We start from the raw sequence: 19,931 nt of genomic DNA, 5'->3' as shown, positions 1-19,931 counted from the left end.
CTAAAATCGTCAGGAACGATTTAGGAGCCATTCTTACTTTTTTAAGGTGTTTCTTTCATTTCATCGTTTAGGGATTCAGTAGTTTCTTTGTCCTCACCCTCGACAGAAGGCTCTCCAGCAGGTGCCGGGACGTTTACATATAATTTACCAGCTGCTCTTTGACGTGTCTCGTTATTAAAGGCGTCAATTGCAATCACTTCAATAACTGCTCCATTCGCGACAGTGTCAGCAGGTACTGTCCAATAGCCGACATAATGGCCGTTTCCTTGCTCCATCATCGGTAATTCAGTCGCATTGTTCACATCGTTTGTTAGCGGCATATGGATGACAAACGTCGGTTTTAATCCAGGTTCGCTATCAAACTCAATTTTGACCGTTCTACCTGTTGCCACATAAATATCGCTTACTGGTTTTAAATTAGAAATTTGCGGTGCATCGAAATCAGTCGTAACCGTAACTGCCTTTGACACGCTGTTACCAGCCTTATCCGTTGCTACTACCGTGATTTCATTTGTACCGTTATCTAAAATAATACGTTTTGAGTATTTTCCATCACTTACCGCTGCTGGTGAGCCGTTAACCATCACTGTATCAATATTGGCATCCGAGATTGCCCCTTCTACCGTTACTGTTTCGCGATTCACTTTTTCACCATTCGCCGGTTTATCGATTGTTAATTCCGGAGCCATTGTATCTAAAATAACAGAGACTGGCGTAGACTCCCCTGTTACTTTATCGTTTAGCTTCGACACAACCGAGAACTCATTTGAACCTTCAACAAGATTGGCATCAATAGCAAATTTGCCGTCGTCACCAACGATTGTATCGGCTACTACCTCCCCATTTTGTTTCAATTCAATCGTCATTGTTGGAGAGGCTGTTCCTGTAATCGTTGTCTCAGCTTTATTCGTAATAGAGCCTGTCGTCGGGGACGTAATCACCGGACCAGTTACTTCATAGCTGACACGTGCACGGATCATGTAATTTCCTTCACTTGCTGGTGAAGTTGACCAAGCGCCTGATACATGTTGATAACTTCTGCCTGCATTTGTACCATTTTCATCCGTAGCAAGACCCGGTGTATTTGGATTTGCCATTGTTTGACGGTACACCATATAGAAGTCGCCATTTACGACAATATTATGTGCCGACAAGTCTACAACTGTCCACTCTCCATTACGCAAAGCAGTCGCATCAATAGGTCCTGCCAGCTTCTTACCTGGCGCACCATCCGCTCCGCTGTCCCACACTTCTACTGCAAATGCGGTACCACCTGGAACAGGCCATTCAGTCGTCCAGAATCGGAAGACCCCATCTGTCACAATTCCGTTTTTCTTTCCTTCTGGAAGGGACATTTTTACTGCCCAGGCATTGCCGGCAGCATTAAATGCGCGTGCATTTTCAGCCGTTCCATCATCATAGCCGATTTCTCCGCCCGGATACGTGTAGAATGGTTCCAGGGAAATGTTTTGTGTTACTGGCTGCCCAGCAATTGATACGGGTACTTCTTTTCCGTGATAGCCGCGTGCAACGACTTTTAATGTGTAGTCACCCTCATAAGCAGTTACAGTAAAGTGACCGTTCGCATCTGTTACAACAGGCGAAATATTCGCATCTTCAACAAGAATAACTGTTGCTCCCTCAATACCTTCCCCTGTTGATTCGTCCGTGATCGTTCCTTGTACTGTGTTTTGTGCGACTTCATCTAATGTGAAATTCGCGCTAGAAGTACCATCCGCCTCGATTGTGACGGACTGTTCTTCCGATGTGTAGCCGTAAGCTTCTGCTTTTACTGTAAATGTTCCTGCTCCATGGGTAAGCGCATAAGAGCCATCAGCAGGATTTGTATAAACGGAGCGCCCCGATTCCAATACACTTACTTGGGCACCTAATGGCAATAATGTAGGATTGTTAACTTTTTCTACAACCGGCGCCCCTTCTTTTGGACGTGCTTCCGGTTTAATTGTCTTTGGATCAATGGCTTCTTTTAACGCCTCTTTATCTTTATCCTTCGCGTTTCCATTGTTTCCATTGTTTCCATTGTTACCGTTATTGCCTTTACCTCCCTGAATGCCGTTATTTCCGTTGTTTCCTTTACTTCCTTGAATGCCATTGTTTCCGTTGTTTCCGTTGTTATTGTTCTTTCCTTTTGATACCTTTCCAGTTTGAGATACATTAGTTAGCGCGACATCATCAATATACCAGCCGTCCCGCTGTACACTAGAATCCGAGTAAGCATTAAAGCCGATGTAAATACGCTGACCCGCATAATCTGATAAATCAACCTCTGCATCCACCCAGCCATTTGATTGTCCTTGAACTGTTAATAACTGAGTCCAGTTTTCTTGGTCTGTTGAAACAAATACATGTCCATAATCCCATGCTCTGCCAGAAGTAGACTGCTCAAAATTATGCCAATGCTTGAACTGAAGGTATGTGTTTCCTTCCGGTAAATCAACTGGCGGTGCAACAAGTGTGGCATTCATGCTATTTGCATAAGGGCCGGCCAAATTTGTAGCATAAACCTTTTTGCCTGATGCTGCATTTCCAGGACCAGATGTCGGTACGCCCCATTCCCAGCTATCTTGATTGCCGAAGGAATACCATCCTGTTGGTTGTGCTTCAAAATCTTCGGAGTAGCCAACCGTAATTCCTGGTTTCACATCGACCACATACTCTTCACTGCTGACCTCATTGTTCCCAAAATCATTTACTGTCCATTTGTATACGAATGAATTGCCGCTAACCATTTCTCCCGGTACTACAACAGCAAACTCGCCGGATTTGTAATCACCAGACTTTTTGCCAGCTGTAATCTGCTGCCATGTATTGTTTGCGTCTTTATAATGGAGTACGACAGAGGAAACACTGATATTATCGCTCACGGAAACAGAAAGGTTCAATGACATCCCCGCATATGTTTCTGCCGGTGCCGTATGCTCAAATGTAGGTGCTTCATTATCCGAACCTTGTTTTGTTACTTGGCCTTCCAACGTTCCAAGGCCTGTAATAATAGAAGAAACGGCCTCATATGCATCAACTAATCCGTATCCGTAAGCATGATTCGGAACAGATGGATACTGGCTGTCTGTCAATGGGTTTGCAGTCTCTAACAAAATTTCTTCCATTTCATCAACCGTCAAGTTTGCGTCTACTTGACGAAGAAGGGCCGCTACACCTGAAACAGCTGGTCCTGCCATGGATGTGCCGTTCCAGCCTCCTTCATAGCCTCCACCCGGGACAGAAGAACGGATGTTTACACCCGGCGCAGAAATATCCGGTTTAATCTCATCATATGGAGAGGGACCACGTAGTGAGAAGCTGCCTACCTTGTTATTAATGTCTGTTGCACCTGTTGCAAATGACTCAGGATAATTGGCAGGTGAAGCAACTGAACCTGCTCCACCAGGATTTGTAGCTGTCGTGTTGCCGGCTGAAAACTCCGGGAAAATCTCAGCTGCACGCCAGTTGTTCACGACGTCCCGGTACCATTCATCCAGACCTGGACCACCACCCCATGAGTTGTTTACGATATCTGGAGCCATATCAACACGTGGGTTTCCATTCGCGTCTGTCGGTGCTAAAATCCATTGTGCTGCTTCCAAAAGATCAGCATCCGACCCACCGTTTGAGGTAAATGCTTTTACAGCAATATATTTAGCCCCCGGTGCGACACCGATTTGGTTGGAGCCATCCGGTTCACTGCCGACCATCGTTCCTGTGACATGCGTCCCGTGATCTAAATCATCATACGGTGTTGCCCTTCCTGAGGCCGTAGCATCATACCAGTTATAATCATGCGATACTTGTCCTGTGGCAGCATTATAGCCACGATATTTTTCTTTTAACGCCGGGTGATCCCATTGAACCCCTGTATCGATGCTTGCCACAACCGTTCCTGAGCCATCAATTCCCATGTCCCATACTTCCGGTGCTTTGACACGCTCGATATTCCATTCTACATTTGCTGTTTCTGCGCTCGGTGCTGCTGGTGCCTCTTCTGTTTTTGTAGTAAACAGCTGTCGTGTTTCATTTGGTAGAACTTTTTCTACCTCCGCGAATGTCGCCACTTTTTCTGCTACCTCTTTTGTGGCTGTTACAGCAATCGCATTGACAATATAGAAGGATGTAATATCACCGGCATTCCCGGCAGCCGCCTCCTGCTCTAGAAATTGAAGGACTGATTGTTGAGATTCCAGAGAAGTTGCCTTTAATTCTGAAACAACCGCAGAACGCTGTATCAACTTAGTATTATGTGCCGATAAGTTAGCTTTTTCTGCTTTTTCACGTGCTGCCGTTGCTACATGCTCGGCATTTGCCTTCTCTTTGAATTTTACTAAAAACGTCACTTGGTCATCGCTTTTAAAGTTTTCAAGCAGACGGCTGCTTACCTTATCCCGAACAGAACTAGCCGGACTGTTCGAATCTCTAAAAGATTCATAGAGGCGATTGGCCGTTGTTTCTGCATTGGTAACTCCCGGTGTCAATAAAGATAATGTCATAAATGCAGAGGCTACCACACTAACTGCTTTGCCAGAAGACTTTTTCCTCTTCAATTTCCTTCCCCCTTCATTTTTTATTCTTCCATTTACCTGCACATAAACTATCAATCTTTAGGTGAGATTAACCTTTGCTTCCTCCCCTCCCTTTCTTTTATTATTCAGGTAAATAGAATTAGTTTAATTACTATGAAATTTCTAGTTGTAAGTCCTATGTTAAATGACCAAGCAAATTATTTATGTCATAATATGTCATAATATTTAGACTACTTACTTTTCAGTAGCAATATCCTAATTTCTTATAGGTAAATAGTAAAGCTAAATAGACAAATAACTTAAGATAAGGTTCGTTTATATAGTCTTTTAATAAGGGAAAAGCTAAAAGCGATGAAGGGCTCTTATAAAAACAATTAATTTAGACTATGAAAAAGAGAAAGTACATTAAGAAAGATGAAAAAAGGGGGAACAACAGGTCTTTGGGTCTGATTAAGAGAAGAATCATAAAAATGAAGGGGCAGTTAGGATTTAAAAATAAAATGAAGATAATGAGGCGTTGGCGGTTAATGAAAAAGACTCATCTATTTGTGAATATATAGTAAGACTTATACATGCCCTTTACTAATGCTGATTACTTTTTACTTTTTAAATAGGCCATCTATGTATGCTTCATCTCGACAAAATCCGCCCCTTTATTTGCGGGCTAGAGGGAATAACTACAACTGACTAATGAAAAAGGCGACAAATTCTACAGGTGCTTCATTTGTCGCCTATTTATAAAAAATCACATTAAAGATTGAGGATAAAATATTTCCTCTTATGCCTTCCCTTTTTTTCGGGCTGCAATTTCATCCTTCATTTCTTCCTTTAATCCTTCGATTGAATGTCTGCGTCGTTCATTTTTTTCTTCAATTAGCTCACTTTGCATTGGATCAGCAAATTCCATACTGATTTCCGCTTCCTGAAGATTTTCTTCCGTATTTCTAATAATATCACGGATTCTTTCTACATTATTTGATCGATCATCTGGTTTCGGGTGTTTTGAATTAGACATGGTAACCTCCTCAGTTTTTGTTGATGTCTCGATTAGTTTGGATTTTTTTAATTGTTATATGCACACAAATTTTTAATGCCGTAACTCCTTTTGTTTATGAACACGCGGCGGCTGTTTCCTCCATCGCTAAACTAGAGACCTTTTCCTAGCTTTTCATAAATTCAGGCCCATGATTAGTCTCTCAATGACATTAACCTATCATTTATTTTTCTAAAAATTGCTCTTAAACTATTACATATATCCATGTCTGCTTTCTATCCTTACATATACTAAACTGAGTAAAAGGAAAAGGAGGTGCTAAGAATGGGTGCAGTAGGTTGTGGTACTGGTGGATATGGTGGCTACGGATCAGGAGCAGGCTTTGCTCTTTTAGTTGTTTTATTTATCCTTTTAATTATTGTAGGAGCTGCTTTCTTCGGTGGAGGATACGGAGGCTACTAATTAAAAGTCCACTCTAAATATAAATAACAATGTAAAAAGTTATTACTCCCCCCTTTCAAATTCAATCTCTCTATAAAAGTCATCTCTGAAAAAAGAGGTGGCTTTTCACTTTTTATCTTATAGGAACTTGCCTGAACCGCTTCTACCCAGCACTCTTTTACGAGCCAACATTTTGCCTGCGGGTCAGTCGACCTATACTCAACCATTTGCCGTGACTACTCTACTTTCCCTAACCTTCATTACCCTCTTACCTTTCTGTTCATTTTTACTAGCAGCTTGGAAATCCATGTATAGATTGCATCCTCAGTATAAAAGAAAGCCTAAAATTGAAATATCCGCTCAAGGCCTGCAACCAGCAATAAAAGTCCGGTCCCTCATAAAAGAAATCTTATAGGAAGATGTGAGACTCTTCTCTATTTATGCCTGTAAGTTTCTTCCTAAGCAAAGAATTACAAAAATCTATAGAATGATCATTCTAAGATTAAAAATATCGGCACAGGGTAAACGAAAGAGGAGTACGCACAACAAACTAGGAGGTAATGGAATGGCTACTAAAGAGCTTGCATTGCATGAACAACTTGAAGTACATGAAGTCCTTATCTTTAAAACTACTTGTGTCACAAAAAGCAAATTATTTGTCGATCTAGTTCAGGACAAAAAGCTAAAGGAAATTATCGAAGAAGATCTGGAGCTTTCTACAAAGGCAATTAAAGATTTGAGAAAAGTACTTGCAGATGCAAGTAAATAAAAGAACAGGAGGAAGATACAATGGCTGAAAAAAAATCCGAAGAAACAAACAATGAACAATTGGGCGTTACTGTAATCGATGATTTAGCAATTGCTTCTGATTTACTTATTACGGCAAAGGCAGGGGTACGAAACCTGGCAGTGGCGATTACAGAAACAGCTACACCTTCTGTGAAGAAACTACTGCGCCGCGAGCTCGATCATGCAATCGACCTGCATGATAAAATTGCTCAATACATGATTAAAAATGAAATGTACCATGCTTATGATTTGGACGAGCAGATGCAGCATGATTTGGAAAAGGCAGATAATGCACTGGATTTACTGAAAAAATAACCCCATCAAAAAGGGATTCCCATTCTCGGGAACCCTTTTTTCGATGATTTATGGTAATTACCTGATTTTCCTATTCAAATCTTTTTTTCCTGGCTATAAATGCTGCCTCATCACTTAATTGTTCTTTCATTTTATCAATGGAATGCTTACGGCGTTCATTTTTCTCTTCCAGGTTTTCGCGTTCTTCAGGACCCGCAAATTCCATACTGATTTCAGCTTCTCGGATATTCTCCTCTGTATTCTCAATCATTCTGTCTATACTTAGTGCATTATTTGATTTTCCCTTATTTTTCTTTATCGCCATCCTAAAGCCTCCTTTTTATTCTTACTGCTGTATTAGTTTGTTTTCCTTTCTTTGATTTATGCAGGCGGACATGACGAAAAAGAATGTAAGCATTTTATCTATCGGACAATTTTTACATTATTTTCGCGTTCATTCAGCTCTATTTTATATGGAAAAGGCTCATACTACACAAGGCGGCGTTTTGTATAAGAGCCTCTGGGTAAACAAAGGATAAATCTCATGCAGGAGGGTCTCACAATGGAAATGAAAGACGTAGAATACGATTCAGCAATGGACATGCTTCGAGATAAGAACAGGTCAATGGAGGAGCTCTCTTTAAAAAAATTGGAAGACCAGGTGATCGTCATTACCGGTGCTTCCAGTGGAATTGGCCTTGTCACAGCTAGAATGGCGGCAAAAAAAGGAGCCAAAGTCGTGGCTGCCGCCAGAAACGAGGACGCCCTTCAAGAACTGGTCAAGGAATTAAAAAACGAAGGGCATGAGGCCATTTGGGTAGCAGCGGATGTTGGGGTGGAAGAAGACGTACAGAAAATTGCGGATGCAGCAATCAAGGCATTCGGCGGTTTTGATACATGGGTAAACAATGCTGGTATTTCAATTTTCGGTAAAACAACGGAAGTCAGCATTAAGGATATGCGCCGCATGTTCGATACTGTTTTTTGGGGTGTCGTTTATGGTTCCAGGACTGCTGTGGATCATTATATGGATCGTAGAGTCCCGGGAGCAGTTATTAATGTCGGCAGCTTCTTCGGCGACCGGGGTGCAGTGGTCCAATCCACTTACTCTTCCGCAAAATTCGCTGTACATGGCTGGACGGAAAGCCTGCGGATGGAACTCGAAAAAGAAAATGCCCCTGTCTCTGTTACACTCATCCATCCAGGAAGAATTGATACGCCTTACAATGAACATGCCCGTAGTTACCTGGATAAACAGCCAACTCATATCGGAATGATTTACGCACCTGAAACAGTAGCCGAGGCTATTCTTTATACAGCCGAGCATCCGAAACGCGATATGTTTGTCGGCGGGCAAGCAAAGTTTTTAGCCTTGCTCGGTAGACTCGCACCTAGATTTACTGATAAGTTTATGGAAAAGACACTATACCGGACGCAGCATGATGACCGGCCTTCCAATCCGCCGGAAGCCAGTGCCTTATACAAAGCCGGTTATGGCTTGCATGAACGTGGTACAAATAAAGGCTGGATACGGGAAACAAGCTATTATGTAAAAGCGACGAAACATCCCGTTCTAACTAGTGCTATAGCAGCTGGGATAGGTGCTTCACTTTGGGCAGCTTTAAGAAAAAAATAAGGAAGTCCCGATAAAGAGGCTAGCTATATGATAGGCATAGGTTTGAAAGGAAACCCTTATTTTTATAAAAAGTTTGATTAATAATCCTGTGTTGATATACAGGATTTTTTTATTCTATAAACGAGCCATTTTGTGAAATATGGGGTAAGGAAGAATAGGAAGAGTTATTATGCCACATTTTACTAACTGTAATTACAAGTGGAAAGTTAAAGATATAATTGCTCTTGAATTTTTGAAGAGCGAAAAAACTGCTCTAATTCCTGTCAACAGTAAGACCTATTAAAACGCAAAGGTTATTTACATTAGGTTATTTGAGTCTTGTGTTTGTTCCGTTTCTATTTTCAAAAATCAAACGAAGCAACAAAGACAAGCCGTTGTTATGCTCTGTATCAAACGGGCGCTTTCCTTAAATGAGGAGAGTGTCTTTCTTCATGGAGGGGGCTATTTAATAGAGAAAGACGTTCAAATCAAATTGGCTATTTATGTTAATGTTTATGAAGAAAAAACAATACGGAACTTATTAATATTTGGGTTTAATTCATTTAGAGGACAAGAAATTTTAATGAAACGCATGGGGATGGCTTTATTTTCTTTTTTTATTGTTAATTAGATGCAATAACAGTAACATTAAACGAAGCACAGGATTAGAAAAAGATATCCAATCGGCTATTATTATGAAATCCGGTAATAGTGACTGTGAAGTACATAGAGACTCTTGCAAACTTTAAATGAGACACATTCATACTAAAAAAGTAGCCACTTTGATAGTTGGTTAATATGGAAATAACATTAAGGAAATAAAAAGGTTTGCCTAAAAATTGAAGGATATGGAGGACAGCAATGATTGCTTTTATACAACGGATCGCCCTGCCTACAAGGCTGCTTGCACTAGGATCCATCCTCTTTTTTATTTTATTAAACTTTCAAGTCGGTTTCTTCACAAATCTTTATGAGCCAGTTCGCGCCAACCATATAGCTGTCCATGGAATGTTAGAAATGTGTAGTATTTTCGTAGCCTTTTCAATTGCTCTTCATGGCTGGATTTCTTTTAAAGAGACGATGTCAGCAAACTGGCTGCTGTTTTCAGCGATGTTTGTAGCGGTGGGGCTGCTTGATTTGATGCATACATATTCTTTTAGCGGAATGCCCTATTTCATTATCGATAGCAGCTCACTAGCGGCTGCATGGTTTTGGGTTGCAGCCCGCTCGACCGAAAGCGTTATTTTTATGATTGTCATTTTGTTACCATTAAAATCCAGGGTAAAGCTGTCCGTTCGAAAGTATGCCTATCTGCTGGCACTGCTGTATGCCCTGCTCATATCATTCATTATCTTTCGTTTCTATCCGAACCTGCCGCTTTTGATTATCGGCGGCAGTCCGACTCCGCTGAAAATCGGCTTCGAATTTATGACGATTCTTATCCATGCTTCAGTGCTCTATAAAGCAATTTACGGTGGGTCGAGCATGATTTTTAAGGAAGTCTCCCTTGCTTCGTTTTACCTGATTCTGTCTTCCTGGTTATTCATTTCTTACGAGGAAGTCAATGAATACCGAAATATGGCTGGTCACTTATTTAAAGTTCTCGGCTATTATTATTTGCTCAAGCATATGTATCAGGCAAAAATCGAAAAGCCGTATACAGAGTTATATGATTTAAGCGCAAGACATGAACTTTTACTGAATTCAATCGCTGATGGAGTGTATGGCATTAATGACGAAGGAAAGATAACATTCATCAATGAATCAGCTTTAAGAATGCTTGGAGTTCAGCAAAAGGAAATTTTCGAGTATGATTTTCATAATATCATTCACTGTACTTCCGAGGGCAATCAGTTTGACAAGGAGGATTGCCTGGCTTGGCAGACATTTCTAGATGGAAAACCGCGCTCCTCAAAGAATCAATTTTTCAGACGCAAGGATGGCACTGTTTTTCCGGTGTTGATGAAAACGGAACCGATGCTAAAGAATGGGGTGCAAGCTGGCACGGTTGTTACTTTTTCTGACTTGTCGCAGGAATTAGCGTTTGGTGAGCTGCAGCAGGCAAAGAAGGAACTTGACCTTGAGCTGAACTTGGCTGTGAAATTGCAGGAATCACTCACTTCTCAGCAAAATAAATGGAAAGCTTTTGAAAATGTTAGTATAGCGAGTGTCCCCTTTCGCATCTTGAACGGTGATTTTTACAGTATTGTCAGACGCGGGGACCTGCTAATGATGGCGATTGCCGATATATCCGGTAAGGGTATCCCAGCTGCAATCCAGAAATCGATGATGGTTTATGCATTAGAGGACTTTAACAGCCGTTATGAAGAACCACATGATGTGCTTACTAGTATGAATACGTTTGTTCATGATTACACGAGTGATTATTCATTTGTTACGTTGTCGATGGTAAACTACAACCAGGCTACCCGGCTGTTTTCCTATTCAACAGGAGGACATGAACCGATTTTATGGTATCAGGCTGATTGCAATAAGTTTATTGAGTTACATACGAAAAACCCAGCACTAGGTATTTTAGCAGACAGTACCTATATAACTCAAAGTGTGGTACTGGGAGATGGCGATTTAATCATACTCTATACAGACGGTGTGATTGAGTGTAAAAATGAGGATACTCCAGATGGAACAACCCTCCTGCGCGAAGCAGTGCTGAGGACCGATCATTCTCAAACTGGCGAAGCTCTCGCCCAACATGTGCTTGAGGAAGTGAATCAACTCCGGCCATGTAAGGTGCATGATGACCAGACGATTATAATATTGAAGGCTTGATAGAAGATCTGATAGACCAGGTGCCTGAGGGGACCTGGTTTTGTTCTTAGTTTTTCAGCTTGTTAGTATTTATATTTCTCCTTTTATAGGCTTCAAGGAAATCCCCGATGTTTATAAAAAGATGCGAAGATTATAAAAAATCTAATTAAGTTGCGGTGATTATATACATATTTTACCATTTCGCAATCGGGCCAGACAATTGAACAACTCCTTTTTAGAGGTATCAGTATAGTTTGGTAATGGTGTTAATTACAGTAGCTCTTATTAATTAGCGGATTCGAAAAGGGGAAAAGGGCTGAAGCTGTTTAAAGTGATGATCAGAGGGAAAAAATGTACCAGGGATTAATTTGTGAAAGCTTGCAAAGTGTGTTAAATGCCTTTCTGTAATTTGTATTCTTTAGCTTTAAATATCGAACAAAATAGGAGATGATTTTGATGAAAAACCCACATCTAACCGATCCACGCAAGAAATTTTATACAGAAAAATTCCCGGATCAAGAGCAGAACACCCCAGCATTACAGAGTAAAATGGGTCCTAAACCTGACTGCGGAGAAGAATCATATAAAGGATATAATCGCCTGGAAGGACGTAATGCCCTAATTACCGGCGGCGATTCCGGCATTGGCCGTGCCGCTGCTATTGCCTTTGCGCGTGAAGGTGCAAATGTAGCTATCCAATTCTTCCCTGGTGAAGAAGAAGATGCGAACGAAGTTAAAGAATTAATTGAAAAAGCAGGCAGAAAAGCATTACTGCTCCCATATGACTTGCGGGAAGATGGCACACCGACAGAAATTGTGACAAAAACTGTAGAAGCTTTTGGTGGATTGGACACATTAGTACTGAATGCTGCGCAACAAATCGCCCAGCCAACCTTAAGTGATTTCACAATTAAACAAGTGCATGATACCTTCAAAGTAAATATCATGAGCATGTTTGAGACCGTAAAAGCTGCCGAAGAGCATCTGGAACCTGGAAGTGCGATTGTTACTACTACATCGGTTCAATCTTTCAATCCATCCGCATCTTTAATGGATTATGCCGCTACAAAAGGTGCGATAAGCAACTTTACGATAAACCTTTCCTCGTACTTTGCTTCTAAGGGGGTGCGTGTCAATGGGGTTGCGCCAGGACCTATTTGGACACCGTTGCAGTTGGATAATGGACAATTGGAAGGAAAAATCCCTGAGTTTGGCCAAAACACTCCTCTTGGCCGTGCAGGACAGCCGGTAGAGCTTGCGCCGGTGTATGTTCTTCTAGCCTCCGATGAAGGGAGTTATATCACAGGACAGATCTATGGGGTGACAGGTGGCGAGCCGATCGACTTGTAATCTTAAGCGTGGGTCAAATAAAAACACCTCACTTGAATTTAGTGATGTTGGACTAACAGCTTAAGCATAGATAATGTAAAACATACTAAATGATAATATGCCTGCTGCAGTTAGTATTTAGCATCCAACTGTAGCAGGCTTTTAATTACTTTTCATTCATAGCATTCTTTAACAATCAGGCGCCATTAGTGAGCAACACTCTTAGGGCATGATCAAACCTTTTTATAGCATTCTTATCATTAGTTAAAACAGCAAACTTCATTTTTATCATTCTTTTCTTCAAAATGGAGTTTATATATTGTTAAGTAAGATTTGAATAGAAATTTTAATCAAGTTTTATTCCAATCCAATAATAGGCCCCTGCTTTTTTATTTAATAGTATATAGCCGGACAAATATTCCTTTTCATCTCTACTTACTAACGTTTAAGAACTCCGTATTCACCTCTGACTCCCTGCGCTTTTCTTTCAATAACATTACCCCTATCAACCCAAGGAGGGAGAAGATGACCGGAATAATAAAACCATAATAATATCCCGCCTCCTGGTTACCTGAGGCAGCTGAAAAATAGTCTAATATAAATCCAAATATGATTGGCAGCAGTACAGCACTTAGAAATCCTCCTGTATTGGCAAACCCCGAAACAATCCCCGATTCTGTTATAGGGAAAGATTGACGTACAGCTGCAAAGGTCAATGCACTTGCTCCGTATCCACACCCAATAAGAAAGAAGAGTATCATTACCAAAGAAAATGACGGCACTCCATCAAACAAAAGGAAGGAAAGCCAACTCAATAAAACAATCATATGAACAATCATATACGGCCTTTTTATTGTTTCCAGCCGACTTGAAATCCAGCTGGCCAGAGGGGCGCCAATCAGTGCCCCGATAAGACCAATCATAATCATTCCGCTTGCATCTGAGCGCGTCATCCCATACATATTCATCCCATACGGTACTGCCCATGAACTGATGAACCCCACATAACCGCCGACTACACCAAAATGACAAAGGAACAGCGCCCATGCTTGCCGGCTCGAAAAAATCCCCTTTAGTAAGACAGACGGTTTTTCACGCCGTACTTCTGCTGTTTTTATTGCCGGCTCATCCATAAAAATCTGCTTGGATCTTTTTATAAGAACAAAATAAAGAAGAATCCCACATAAGCATAATAGTACTCCTGCTGAGAAAAACGCGGTTCTCCAGCCAAGTAATAGAATCCACGCAGAGAAAGGAACAGTCGCTAATAAGAAACCAAGACTGCCTGTCATACCCGCGAGGCCAATTAACCGAACAAATTCCTTTGTATGAAACCATTGGGCTAAAATAAGAACCATATTGACCCATATGGTCGCATCCCCTATCCCTGTAAGTATTCTGGCGAAAAACAGCACGAATTCATGGGTGCCGAGGCTATAAATAATTGTCCCCAAACCCGTAAGTACGGCACCAATAATCAGAAAAAAGTTCGGCCCGTACCGGTCAGCTAAAATCCCCATCGGTATTTGCAAACCCGTGTACACAAAAAATTGTATGCTCGTCAATAAACCAATCGTAGAAGCTGTTACACTAAAATCCCTCATTAATTGATCCGTAATCAATCCCGGTGCAGTCCGTTGACTTGCCATTAACAAATAAGTAAATAATACTGCAAAAAAGACAATCCATCTGTATTTGCTGCTTTTTTTGTCCAGTCATCTCTACTCCCATTAGCTTTTCTTCTATATATATGAAATATACAGAACTGCAACAACCTGTTTTGCTGCGGACTTTTATAATTAAATGATGGGGAAGTCCTTTTATTACATACGGCTATCCTCTGAAAACATTCAAGCCCTGACCGCAAAATTTTGCGATTACTATATCCGTAGACTTTATTAATCCTGCAGGCACCTATATCAGTAGGGTCTAACTTTTTTACAGCTCTTATTATTGTTTAGTGAATCATGTAACTATAAAAGCGAGAGTTAGTTATTGAACTATAACACTATTTTTCCTTTTAACTTTTCTTACTATACTCATAAACATCTTTAGGCTGTATGCTAAGCATGCCCGCAATCTCTGTAATTTTTCTGCCTTCTCTTTTCATTTCCTCAATTTTTGCTTTTAATGTTTCCTCGTATTCTTCCGCCATATCAAATAATGGCTGTAATAGAGCTTCCCATATTTCAAAATCTACGGTTTTGTTTTTTTCTATCATGCTATTTACCAATACTTTTAATTCCTTATGTTGTATCATCTTCTTTCCCTGCAACATTTGCTTTTCTGTCAGGAAACACCTTATATCTTTCAAAATGCTTAAAAACGATTTTATAGAATCTGCAAGGAACGTACCGTTATTCCAGCTCCCCATACCATGCATCAATCTAGATACAGGATAGCCAGCTTCGTTTAACTCGATAATAATCGGATCACCACACAAGGTTTCATATCCAATAACAACCCAACTGTCATCCCAAGTATCTGCCTCATCGGTTACAAGAGAGTTTCCATTAAGATCTATACTGTACCCTATTTGATATTCATCAAGTTCGTCGAAAGAGAAGATTTCAAAATCCACAAAGTCTTTCATGATTTCATGCTCCAATTTGATGAAGTTTAATTCTCTCTTTATTTCTTCTCTCTGATGAAAAGAGTCAAATTTTATAGTTGATATCATTAATCGTACACCCCTTACCTTTCTATTCGATTTTATTATTTAAAAAACCTATTATTATCATTTTACAACTATACCGTTTTCACCCTCTATATAAGTCCGCTTTAACCTTCCGGCACAGCATAGCACATCTAAACAGGTACTTTTCAGCAAACAATAATCGCTTAGGGTGCCAATTTATTATTGAAAGATTTTATAACAGGCACGACCGCTATTCGCTGAGTTTGACATACAACATAAATAAAAAATAAGCGCCAACATTTTCTCGATGACACTTATTTTACGTTATTTATGTCTTATATGAATTTGCCTATTTTGCATATGCAGCAGCCAAAGATAGACAGGCAAAAAAAAGATTAGTGTCTATTTTTATAGCAAAATAAGTAGAGCTGTAGTTTCTTGGATGCCGGAAGTTTTCTTCTGATGTATATACACTAAACTCATATAATCCAGCAGGCTGCTGCACTATAATCAGCAGCTTTGTAAACTATTCATAACGCTGCATTTATAAATTGTAAAAGCAGACGGCCAACTAAAGGTGCATCCCTGCACTTCTAACCATCTGCTTTTCCCAGCATACTTAATAAACTCTGCTTCACATGATAATTTAGACCTTTAACGTACCTCTGAAACCTCTGGCAGCATAATAAGACTCCGCTCCGTTATGGTACATAAAGACCGTGTCATAGCGGCAATCACAGAATATAGCTCCACCGAGTTTTCTAATATGATCAGGTGTTCTCACCCAGCTCGATGTTTTAGTATCGAATTTCCCCAGTTTCTGCAACTCCCGATACTGTTCTTCCGTTAAGATTTCAATCCCCATGTCGGCAGCCATATCTACAGCATTATTTTTTGGTTTATGCTGTTTTCTGGACTCCAGAGCCTCCTGGTCATAACAAACACTTCTGCGCCCTTTAGGACTTTCCGCTGAACAATCAGTAAAAATGTATTCACCTGTTTGTTTATCAAGACCTACAACGTCCGGTTCGCCCCCGCTTATTTCCATCTCATTAAGCGACCACAATTTTTCAATATTCGTTTCTAGCCTTACTTGAACTTCGGACCATTCCATTCCTTCATGACGGTTCATATTTTTTTCAAAGCGAGTCTTTAATATTCCAAGTATTTCTTCACGTTGTTCGGGCGACAACTCCCTATTTTTCTTTGCCATGCTAACTTCCCCCTTATTAGTTTGATTAATTATATGTTAAGTGCTAAACTGCTCCGTTAGTATAGCAATATTCAGCTTAGAAGTCTAAAAATTCCCAATTTACCGTTGTGGCTTTTTGGGGGTCATTCCTTCTTCCGTATTGCATTTTAGAACTCAACAAATCATTCTATTCTGTAAGCAAACTGTAGGCCGAAATGTTTTTGATTTTTAAGGATACGAACATGGAGACACTATAAGCGACAATAAGAATTCCTGCACAAAGCATGAAAATGATTGGTAAATGAACGATAAACTCCAGACGTTTCACCCCTGCACTTGAAAGCAATAGGGAAAGCATCGGATTTGTGAAAAAGTATCCAAGCATACCGCCAATAGTAACACCGGTAATGATGACAGGTAAAAAACTGATAGAGATTTGATTCATCAGCTGAACCGTTGAATAGCCGACAGCTTTCATTACACCAAATTCCTTCTTGCGCTTAATAATCATCGTTTTAATGACGAGGTAGAGAATCATCACAACGACGAGAATGGTAATTGTCAAAACCATCACCATCACGGCAAATACTGCAGCTGTATACATACTTGTTTGGCTCTCTATATTTTCATCGATATCTAATGATTCTACTATATAATCTCCGTACTGTTCCTGGATATTTTCGATAAAGTTTTTATTTGAGCTGCCATCCAGATAGACATAAAGAGTTGTTCCTTTATAATCAGGGTGTAATTGCTGTATCCCATCCATTGTTAATGCAGCTATTTGTCCTAAATTGCCAACGGATTGACTGAGACCGGTTACTAGAAAATGTGCTTTTCCAGCCCCATATTCCACTTCAACCGTATCCCCGATTCCTTTACCAATTTGGTTTGATACGACCCAGGAGATAGATATTTCATTATCATATTTCGGCTGGCGGCCTTCGTAGACAATATTATTTTCCAACTGGCTATAATCATCCGTAACATTCGTATAGACAGTTTGACCATCAACTTTTGTCGTAATAAGGTCAAATATATTTACCTCTCTTACTCGATCCATTTGCTGAATGGTACTCAAAAGCTCTTTTGAATCAGCATCAGGTTTAACGGTGACCATTACATTTGCCGGTTCCGTGCCAAATAAATTCACGAATGCGGTTTTGTCTGAAGCAATGTTGTAATAAAGCACCACTGAAAAAACCGATGCAAAAGTTAATGCGCTAATGATTAAAAGAATCATGATATTTTGTTTTGCGTTGGCCAACGCTGATTTAACAGCAAGCAAGAAGTGCAGTCCCCCTCTTGTCTTATCCAACGGAAAGTAATTTTTTCTAAAACTGTGTGTAGAAATCCCCCCACGAAGCGCCATGATCGGTTGGATTTTTCTAATTCGAAATGCAGAAAGTAATGTAACAATAACAACGCAAAAAGCAACAATGAAAATAGCGGCTAAATTAATACCGATATCGAATTTTTGATGCCATATTAAACCGGATAAGGAGGAAATAATGCTTCCAATGAAAGGCATAAGAGAATATGACAAAGCTACCCCTGCCACACTTGCACTGCAAGCAATTAATACAAACTGTAAAATAATAGACGAAAGAATTTCCCTGCTTGTGTAGCCGATTGCTTTCAGTACTCCTATATTTGTCATTCCGTCTTCAATGCTGTTTGATACACGATACTTAATAACAATGAGGGACACGAGCACCATAATAGCGGCAAAAGCTACTAGTATCACAGCAATGATGTTAATCGTTAATGTGCTCACGCTTTTCACCATCTCGATATCCAATCCCCAAATATACGAAGTCGTTTCACCTACCGTTGATTGAGGGAATTCCTTCGTGAAATCATTGAGTAATTTTGCAGATTGTGTTTTGTCCTCCATCAGCGCGGAGATGACCACCCCATCTGTTAGTGTGTCGAGTTTAGCTGCTAATGTTTGATATGGGGATTGGGGCAGCATAAACTTCATAATCCCAATATTGGTCGTACCCAGCATGGTTGTTTCAAAGAAGCCGGCAATTCGATAGTCGTAGTCCTTGTTTTGATAGGTGATAGTAAAATCTTCACCCAACTCATAGCCGCCATTTGTTTTAAAAACATAAGGAATAAAAATATCATCAGCCCGTGAAGTATCAAGCTTCTCAATCAGCTTCAATGCCCCGATGCTACGATCATCATCTGCATTAAAAATAGCGGCACTACTCGTTAATTCACTATTGTTAAAATTAAATTTAGCGCTGTTCATGATGATCGCTTCTTCTGTTTCTGTCTCTGTTACCCCGGGATAGCTTCTTATAAATTCTCCATAATTATGATGATAGCTTGCATCATCCATCATGATTACCACATGGGGGTCTTTTAATTGTTCCGCTTTGCTGTCAAAAAACACATTTATTTGTGTAATAACCATAAGACCTGTATTGAGAAGCAGCGCAGCGACTAAAATAAAAATAAATAAAGAAGCCGTTGCAGATTTACTTTTTCTAATATTGGCAAGGGCTAGATTCATAACTTTCACCTTACCACCCCATTTCAGCAAGGAAAGTTCCGAGTTTTTCATGTCGCTCAGCGTACTCTTTTTCACTGAATGCACTTAACTGCAAGTCACCACAAATGACGCCATCCCGCAAATACAAGATTCGATTTCCCCGTAATGCAGTTTTCATATCATGTGTGACCATGACAATACTTTGCCCGTTTTGATTTTCGTTAGTTAAAACATCGAGTACACTATCGCTCGCTGCTGAGTTTAATGCACCGGTTGGTTCATCGGCAAATAGTATCCTCGGATTATTGATTAAGGCTCTAACAATTCCCACCCGCTGAGCCTCCCCCCCAGAAAGCTGTGTCGGAAATTTAGACCATGCATTTTCATTGATCCCTACTTGCATGAGTAATTTCTTCGCCTTTTGGACGAGTTCGCGTTTGTTTTTATTTACTAAAAGGCCACTTGCCAGTACATTATCGAGTACACTCATATTGTCCAATAAATAAATCTGCTGGAAGACAAAGCCGCAGTTATTTCTCCTGAATACTGCCAATTGATCGTTATTTAGTTTCGCTAAATTTCTATCAGCAAAATTGATTTCACCTAATGTTGGTTTATCCATTCCGCTGATGGCATAAAGCAGCGTAGACTTCCCGGAGCCCGAACTGCCCATTATGACTGTAAAGTCTCCTTCTATCAAACTAATATCCAGATTTTTCAGGACATGCTGTTGAATTCCCCCGCTTGAGAAGGTTTTACACAGCTTCTCTGTCTTAATAATTATATTAGGCATTATTGATTCACACTCTCCCCTTATTAAGCTCGTGTTTGT

At 40.3% G+C, this 19,931-nt stretch carries 14 protein-coding genes; 6 read left to right on the top strand and 8 right to left on the bottom strand.

Annotated features, from left to right (window positions below; genetic code table 11):
- Window positions 1-41: 41 nt before the first annotated feature.
- Together BOD01S_RS17165 and tlp are read right to left on the bottom strand one after the other, a co-directional pair.
- On the bottom strand, window positions 42-4,556 hold the full coding sequence (locus tag BOD01S_RS17165; RefSeq protein WP_036151718.1) for a S8 family peptidase: 4,515 nt from the start codon (window positions 4,554-4,556) through the stop codon (window positions 42-44).
- Window positions 4,557-5,313: 757 nt separating this feature from the next.
- Window positions 5,314-5,550: a small acid-soluble spore protein Tlp gene (tlp, locus tag BOD01S_RS17160; protein ID WP_036151716.1), complete on the bottom strand. Its 237-nt coding sequence runs from the start codon at window positions 5,548-5,550 to the stop codon at window positions 5,314-5,316.
- Between the two features lie 303 nt (window positions 5,551-5,853).
- Here tlp and BOD01S_RS22690 point away from each other — a divergent pair, with 303 nt between their 5' ends.
- From BOD01S_RS22690 to BOD01S_RS17145, 3 genes are all read left to right on the top strand, one after another.
- Complete coding sequence (locus BOD01S_RS22690) at window positions 5,854-5,991, top strand: YjcZ family sporulation protein (protein WP_081977883.1); 138 nt, start codon at window positions 5,854-5,856, stop codon at window positions 5,989-5,991.
- A gap of 544 nt (window positions 5,992-6,535) precedes the next feature.
- Window positions 6,536-6,739 (top strand): hypothetical protein, encoded by a 204-nt coding sequence (locus tag BOD01S_RS17150; protein ID WP_036151712.1) that lies wholly within the window; start codon window positions 6,536-6,538, stop codon window positions 6,737-6,739.
- A gap of 20 nt (window positions 6,740-6,759) precedes the next feature.
- Entirely contained in the window at window positions 6,760-7,074 is a 315-nt protein-coding gene (locus BOD01S_RS17145) for a spore coat protein (protein WP_052124719.1), read from the top strand.
- Window positions 7,075-7,144: 70 nt separating this feature from the next.
- Here the strand turns inward: BOD01S_RS17145 and BOD01S_RS17140 are convergent, their stop codons facing one another.
- Complete coding sequence (locus BOD01S_RS17140; RefSeq protein ID WP_036151710.1) at window positions 7,145-7,378, bottom strand: hypothetical protein; 234 nt, start codon at window positions 7,376-7,378, stop codon at window positions 7,145-7,147.
- A gap of 270 nt (window positions 7,379-7,648) precedes the next feature.
- On the opposite strand from BOD01S_RS17140, the gene BOD01S_RS17135 reads away from it, so the two are divergent.
- The 3 genes from BOD01S_RS17135 (at window position 7,649) to BOD01S_RS17125 (ending at window position 12,787) form a co-directional block, all read left to right on the top strand.
- Window positions 7,649-8,689 (top strand): SDR family oxidoreductase, encoded by a 1,041-nt coding sequence (locus tag BOD01S_RS17135; RefSeq protein ID WP_088321769.1) that lies wholly within the window; start codon window positions 7,649-7,651, stop codon window positions 8,687-8,689.
- A gap of 840 nt (window positions 8,690-9,529) precedes the next feature.
- A complete protein-coding gene (locus BOD01S_RS17130) occupies window positions 9,530-11,458 on the top strand; it encodes an MASE3 domain-containing protein (protein WP_036151708.1) in 1,929 nt (642 codons plus the stop codon).
- Between the two features lie 435 nt (window positions 11,459-11,893).
- On the top strand, window positions 11,894-12,787 hold the full coding sequence (locus BOD01S_RS17125; RefSeq protein ID WP_036151706.1) for an SDR family oxidoreductase: 894 nt from the start codon (window positions 11,894-11,896) through the stop codon (window positions 12,785-12,787).
- A 410-nt stretch (window positions 12,788-13,197) separates the two neighbouring features.
- Here the strand turns inward: BOD01S_RS17125 and BOD01S_RS17120 are convergent, their stop codons facing one another.
- The 5 genes from BOD01S_RS17120 to BOD01S_RS17100 form a co-directional block, all read right to left on the bottom strand.
- Entirely contained in the window at window positions 13,198-14,481 is a 1,284-nt protein-coding gene (locus tag BOD01S_RS17120) for an MFS transporter (RefSeq protein ID WP_036151704.1), read from the bottom strand.
- Window positions 14,482-14,786: 305 nt separating this feature from the next.
- Window positions 14,787-15,443: a hypothetical protein gene (locus BOD01S_RS17115; RefSeq protein WP_036151852.1), complete on the bottom strand. Its 657-nt coding sequence runs from the start codon at window positions 15,441-15,443 to the stop codon at window positions 14,787-14,789.
- Window positions 15,444-16,050: 607 nt separating this feature from the next.
- Window positions 16,051-16,617, bottom strand: coding sequence for a DUF4256 domain-containing protein (locus BOD01S_RS17110; protein ID WP_036151702.1), 567 nt, complete (start codon window positions 16,615-16,617; stop codon window positions 16,051-16,053).
- A gap of 166 nt (window positions 16,618-16,783) precedes the next feature.
- Complete coding sequence (locus BOD01S_RS17105; protein WP_244887327.1) at window positions 16,784-19,171, bottom strand: ABC transporter permease; 2,388 nt, start codon at window positions 19,169-19,171, stop codon at window positions 16,784-16,786.
- Window positions 19,131-19,892 carry an ABC transporter ATP-binding protein gene (locus tag BOD01S_RS17100; protein WP_036151700.1) on the bottom strand — a complete coding sequence of 254 codons (762 nt, stop codon included), beginning with the start codon at window positions 19,890-19,892 and terminating at the stop codon, window positions 19,131-19,133. Before BOD01S_RS17100 ends, BOD01S_RS17105 begins: the two co-directional genes overlap by 41 nt.
- Window positions 19,893-19,931: the final 39 nt, after the last annotated feature.

Origin of the sequence: Lysinibacillus odysseyi 34hs-1 = NBRC 100172, assembly GCF_001591965.1 — a bacterium.
In the GTDB taxonomy this organism is placed as follows: domain Bacteria; phylum Bacillota; class Bacilli; order Bacillales_A; family Planococcaceae; genus Lysinibacillus_B; species Lysinibacillus_B odysseyi.
Note: the sequence above shows the minus strand (reverse complement) of the source record. Positions and strands in the feature narration are given on the sequence as shown.

Excerpts from the sequence above, each read along its gene's own strand:
- BOD01S_RS17135 (WP_088321769.1), top strand. The coding sequence starts at position 7,649 with ATGGACATGCTTCGAGATAAGAACAGGTCAATGGAGGAGCTCTCTTTA.
- BOD01S_RS17110 (WP_036151702.1), bottom strand. The coding sequence starts at position 16,617 with ATGGCAAAGAAAAATAGGGAGTTGTCGCCCGAACAACGTGAAGAAATA.
- BOD01S_RS17140 (WP_036151710.1), bottom strand. The coding sequence starts at position 7,378 with ATGGCGATAAAGAAAAATAAGGGAAAATCAAATAATGCACTAAGTATA.
- BOD01S_RS17150 (WP_036151712.1), top strand. The coding sequence starts at position 6,536 with ATGGCTACTAAAGAGCTTGCATTGCATGAACAACTTGAAGTACATGAA.
- BOD01S_RS22690 (WP_081977883.1), top strand. The coding sequence starts at position 5,854 with ATGGGTGCAGTAGGTTGTGGTACTGGTGGATATGGTGGCTACGGATCA.
- tlp (WP_036151716.1), bottom strand. The coding sequence starts at position 5,550 with ATGTCTAATTCAAAACACCCGAAACCAGATGATCGATCAAATAATGTA.
- BOD01S_RS17100 (WP_036151700.1), bottom strand. The coding sequence starts at position 19,892 with ATGCCTAATATAATTATTAAGACAGAGAAGCTGTGTAAAACCTTCTCA.
- BOD01S_RS17145 (WP_052124719.1), top strand. The coding sequence starts at position 6,760 with ATGGCTGAAAAAAAATCCGAAGAAACAAACAATGAACAATTGGGCGTT.
- BOD01S_RS17105 (WP_244887327.1), bottom strand. The coding sequence starts at position 19,171 with ATGAAAAACTCGGAACTTTCCTTGCTGAAATGGGGTGGTAAGGTGAAA.
- BOD01S_RS17130 (WP_036151708.1), top strand. The coding sequence starts at position 9,530 with ATGATTGCTTTTATACAACGGATCGCCCTGCCTACAAGGCTGCTTGCA.
- BOD01S_RS17125 (WP_036151706.1), top strand. The coding sequence starts at position 11,894 with ATGAAAAACCCACATCTAACCGATCCACGCAAGAAATTTTATACAGAA.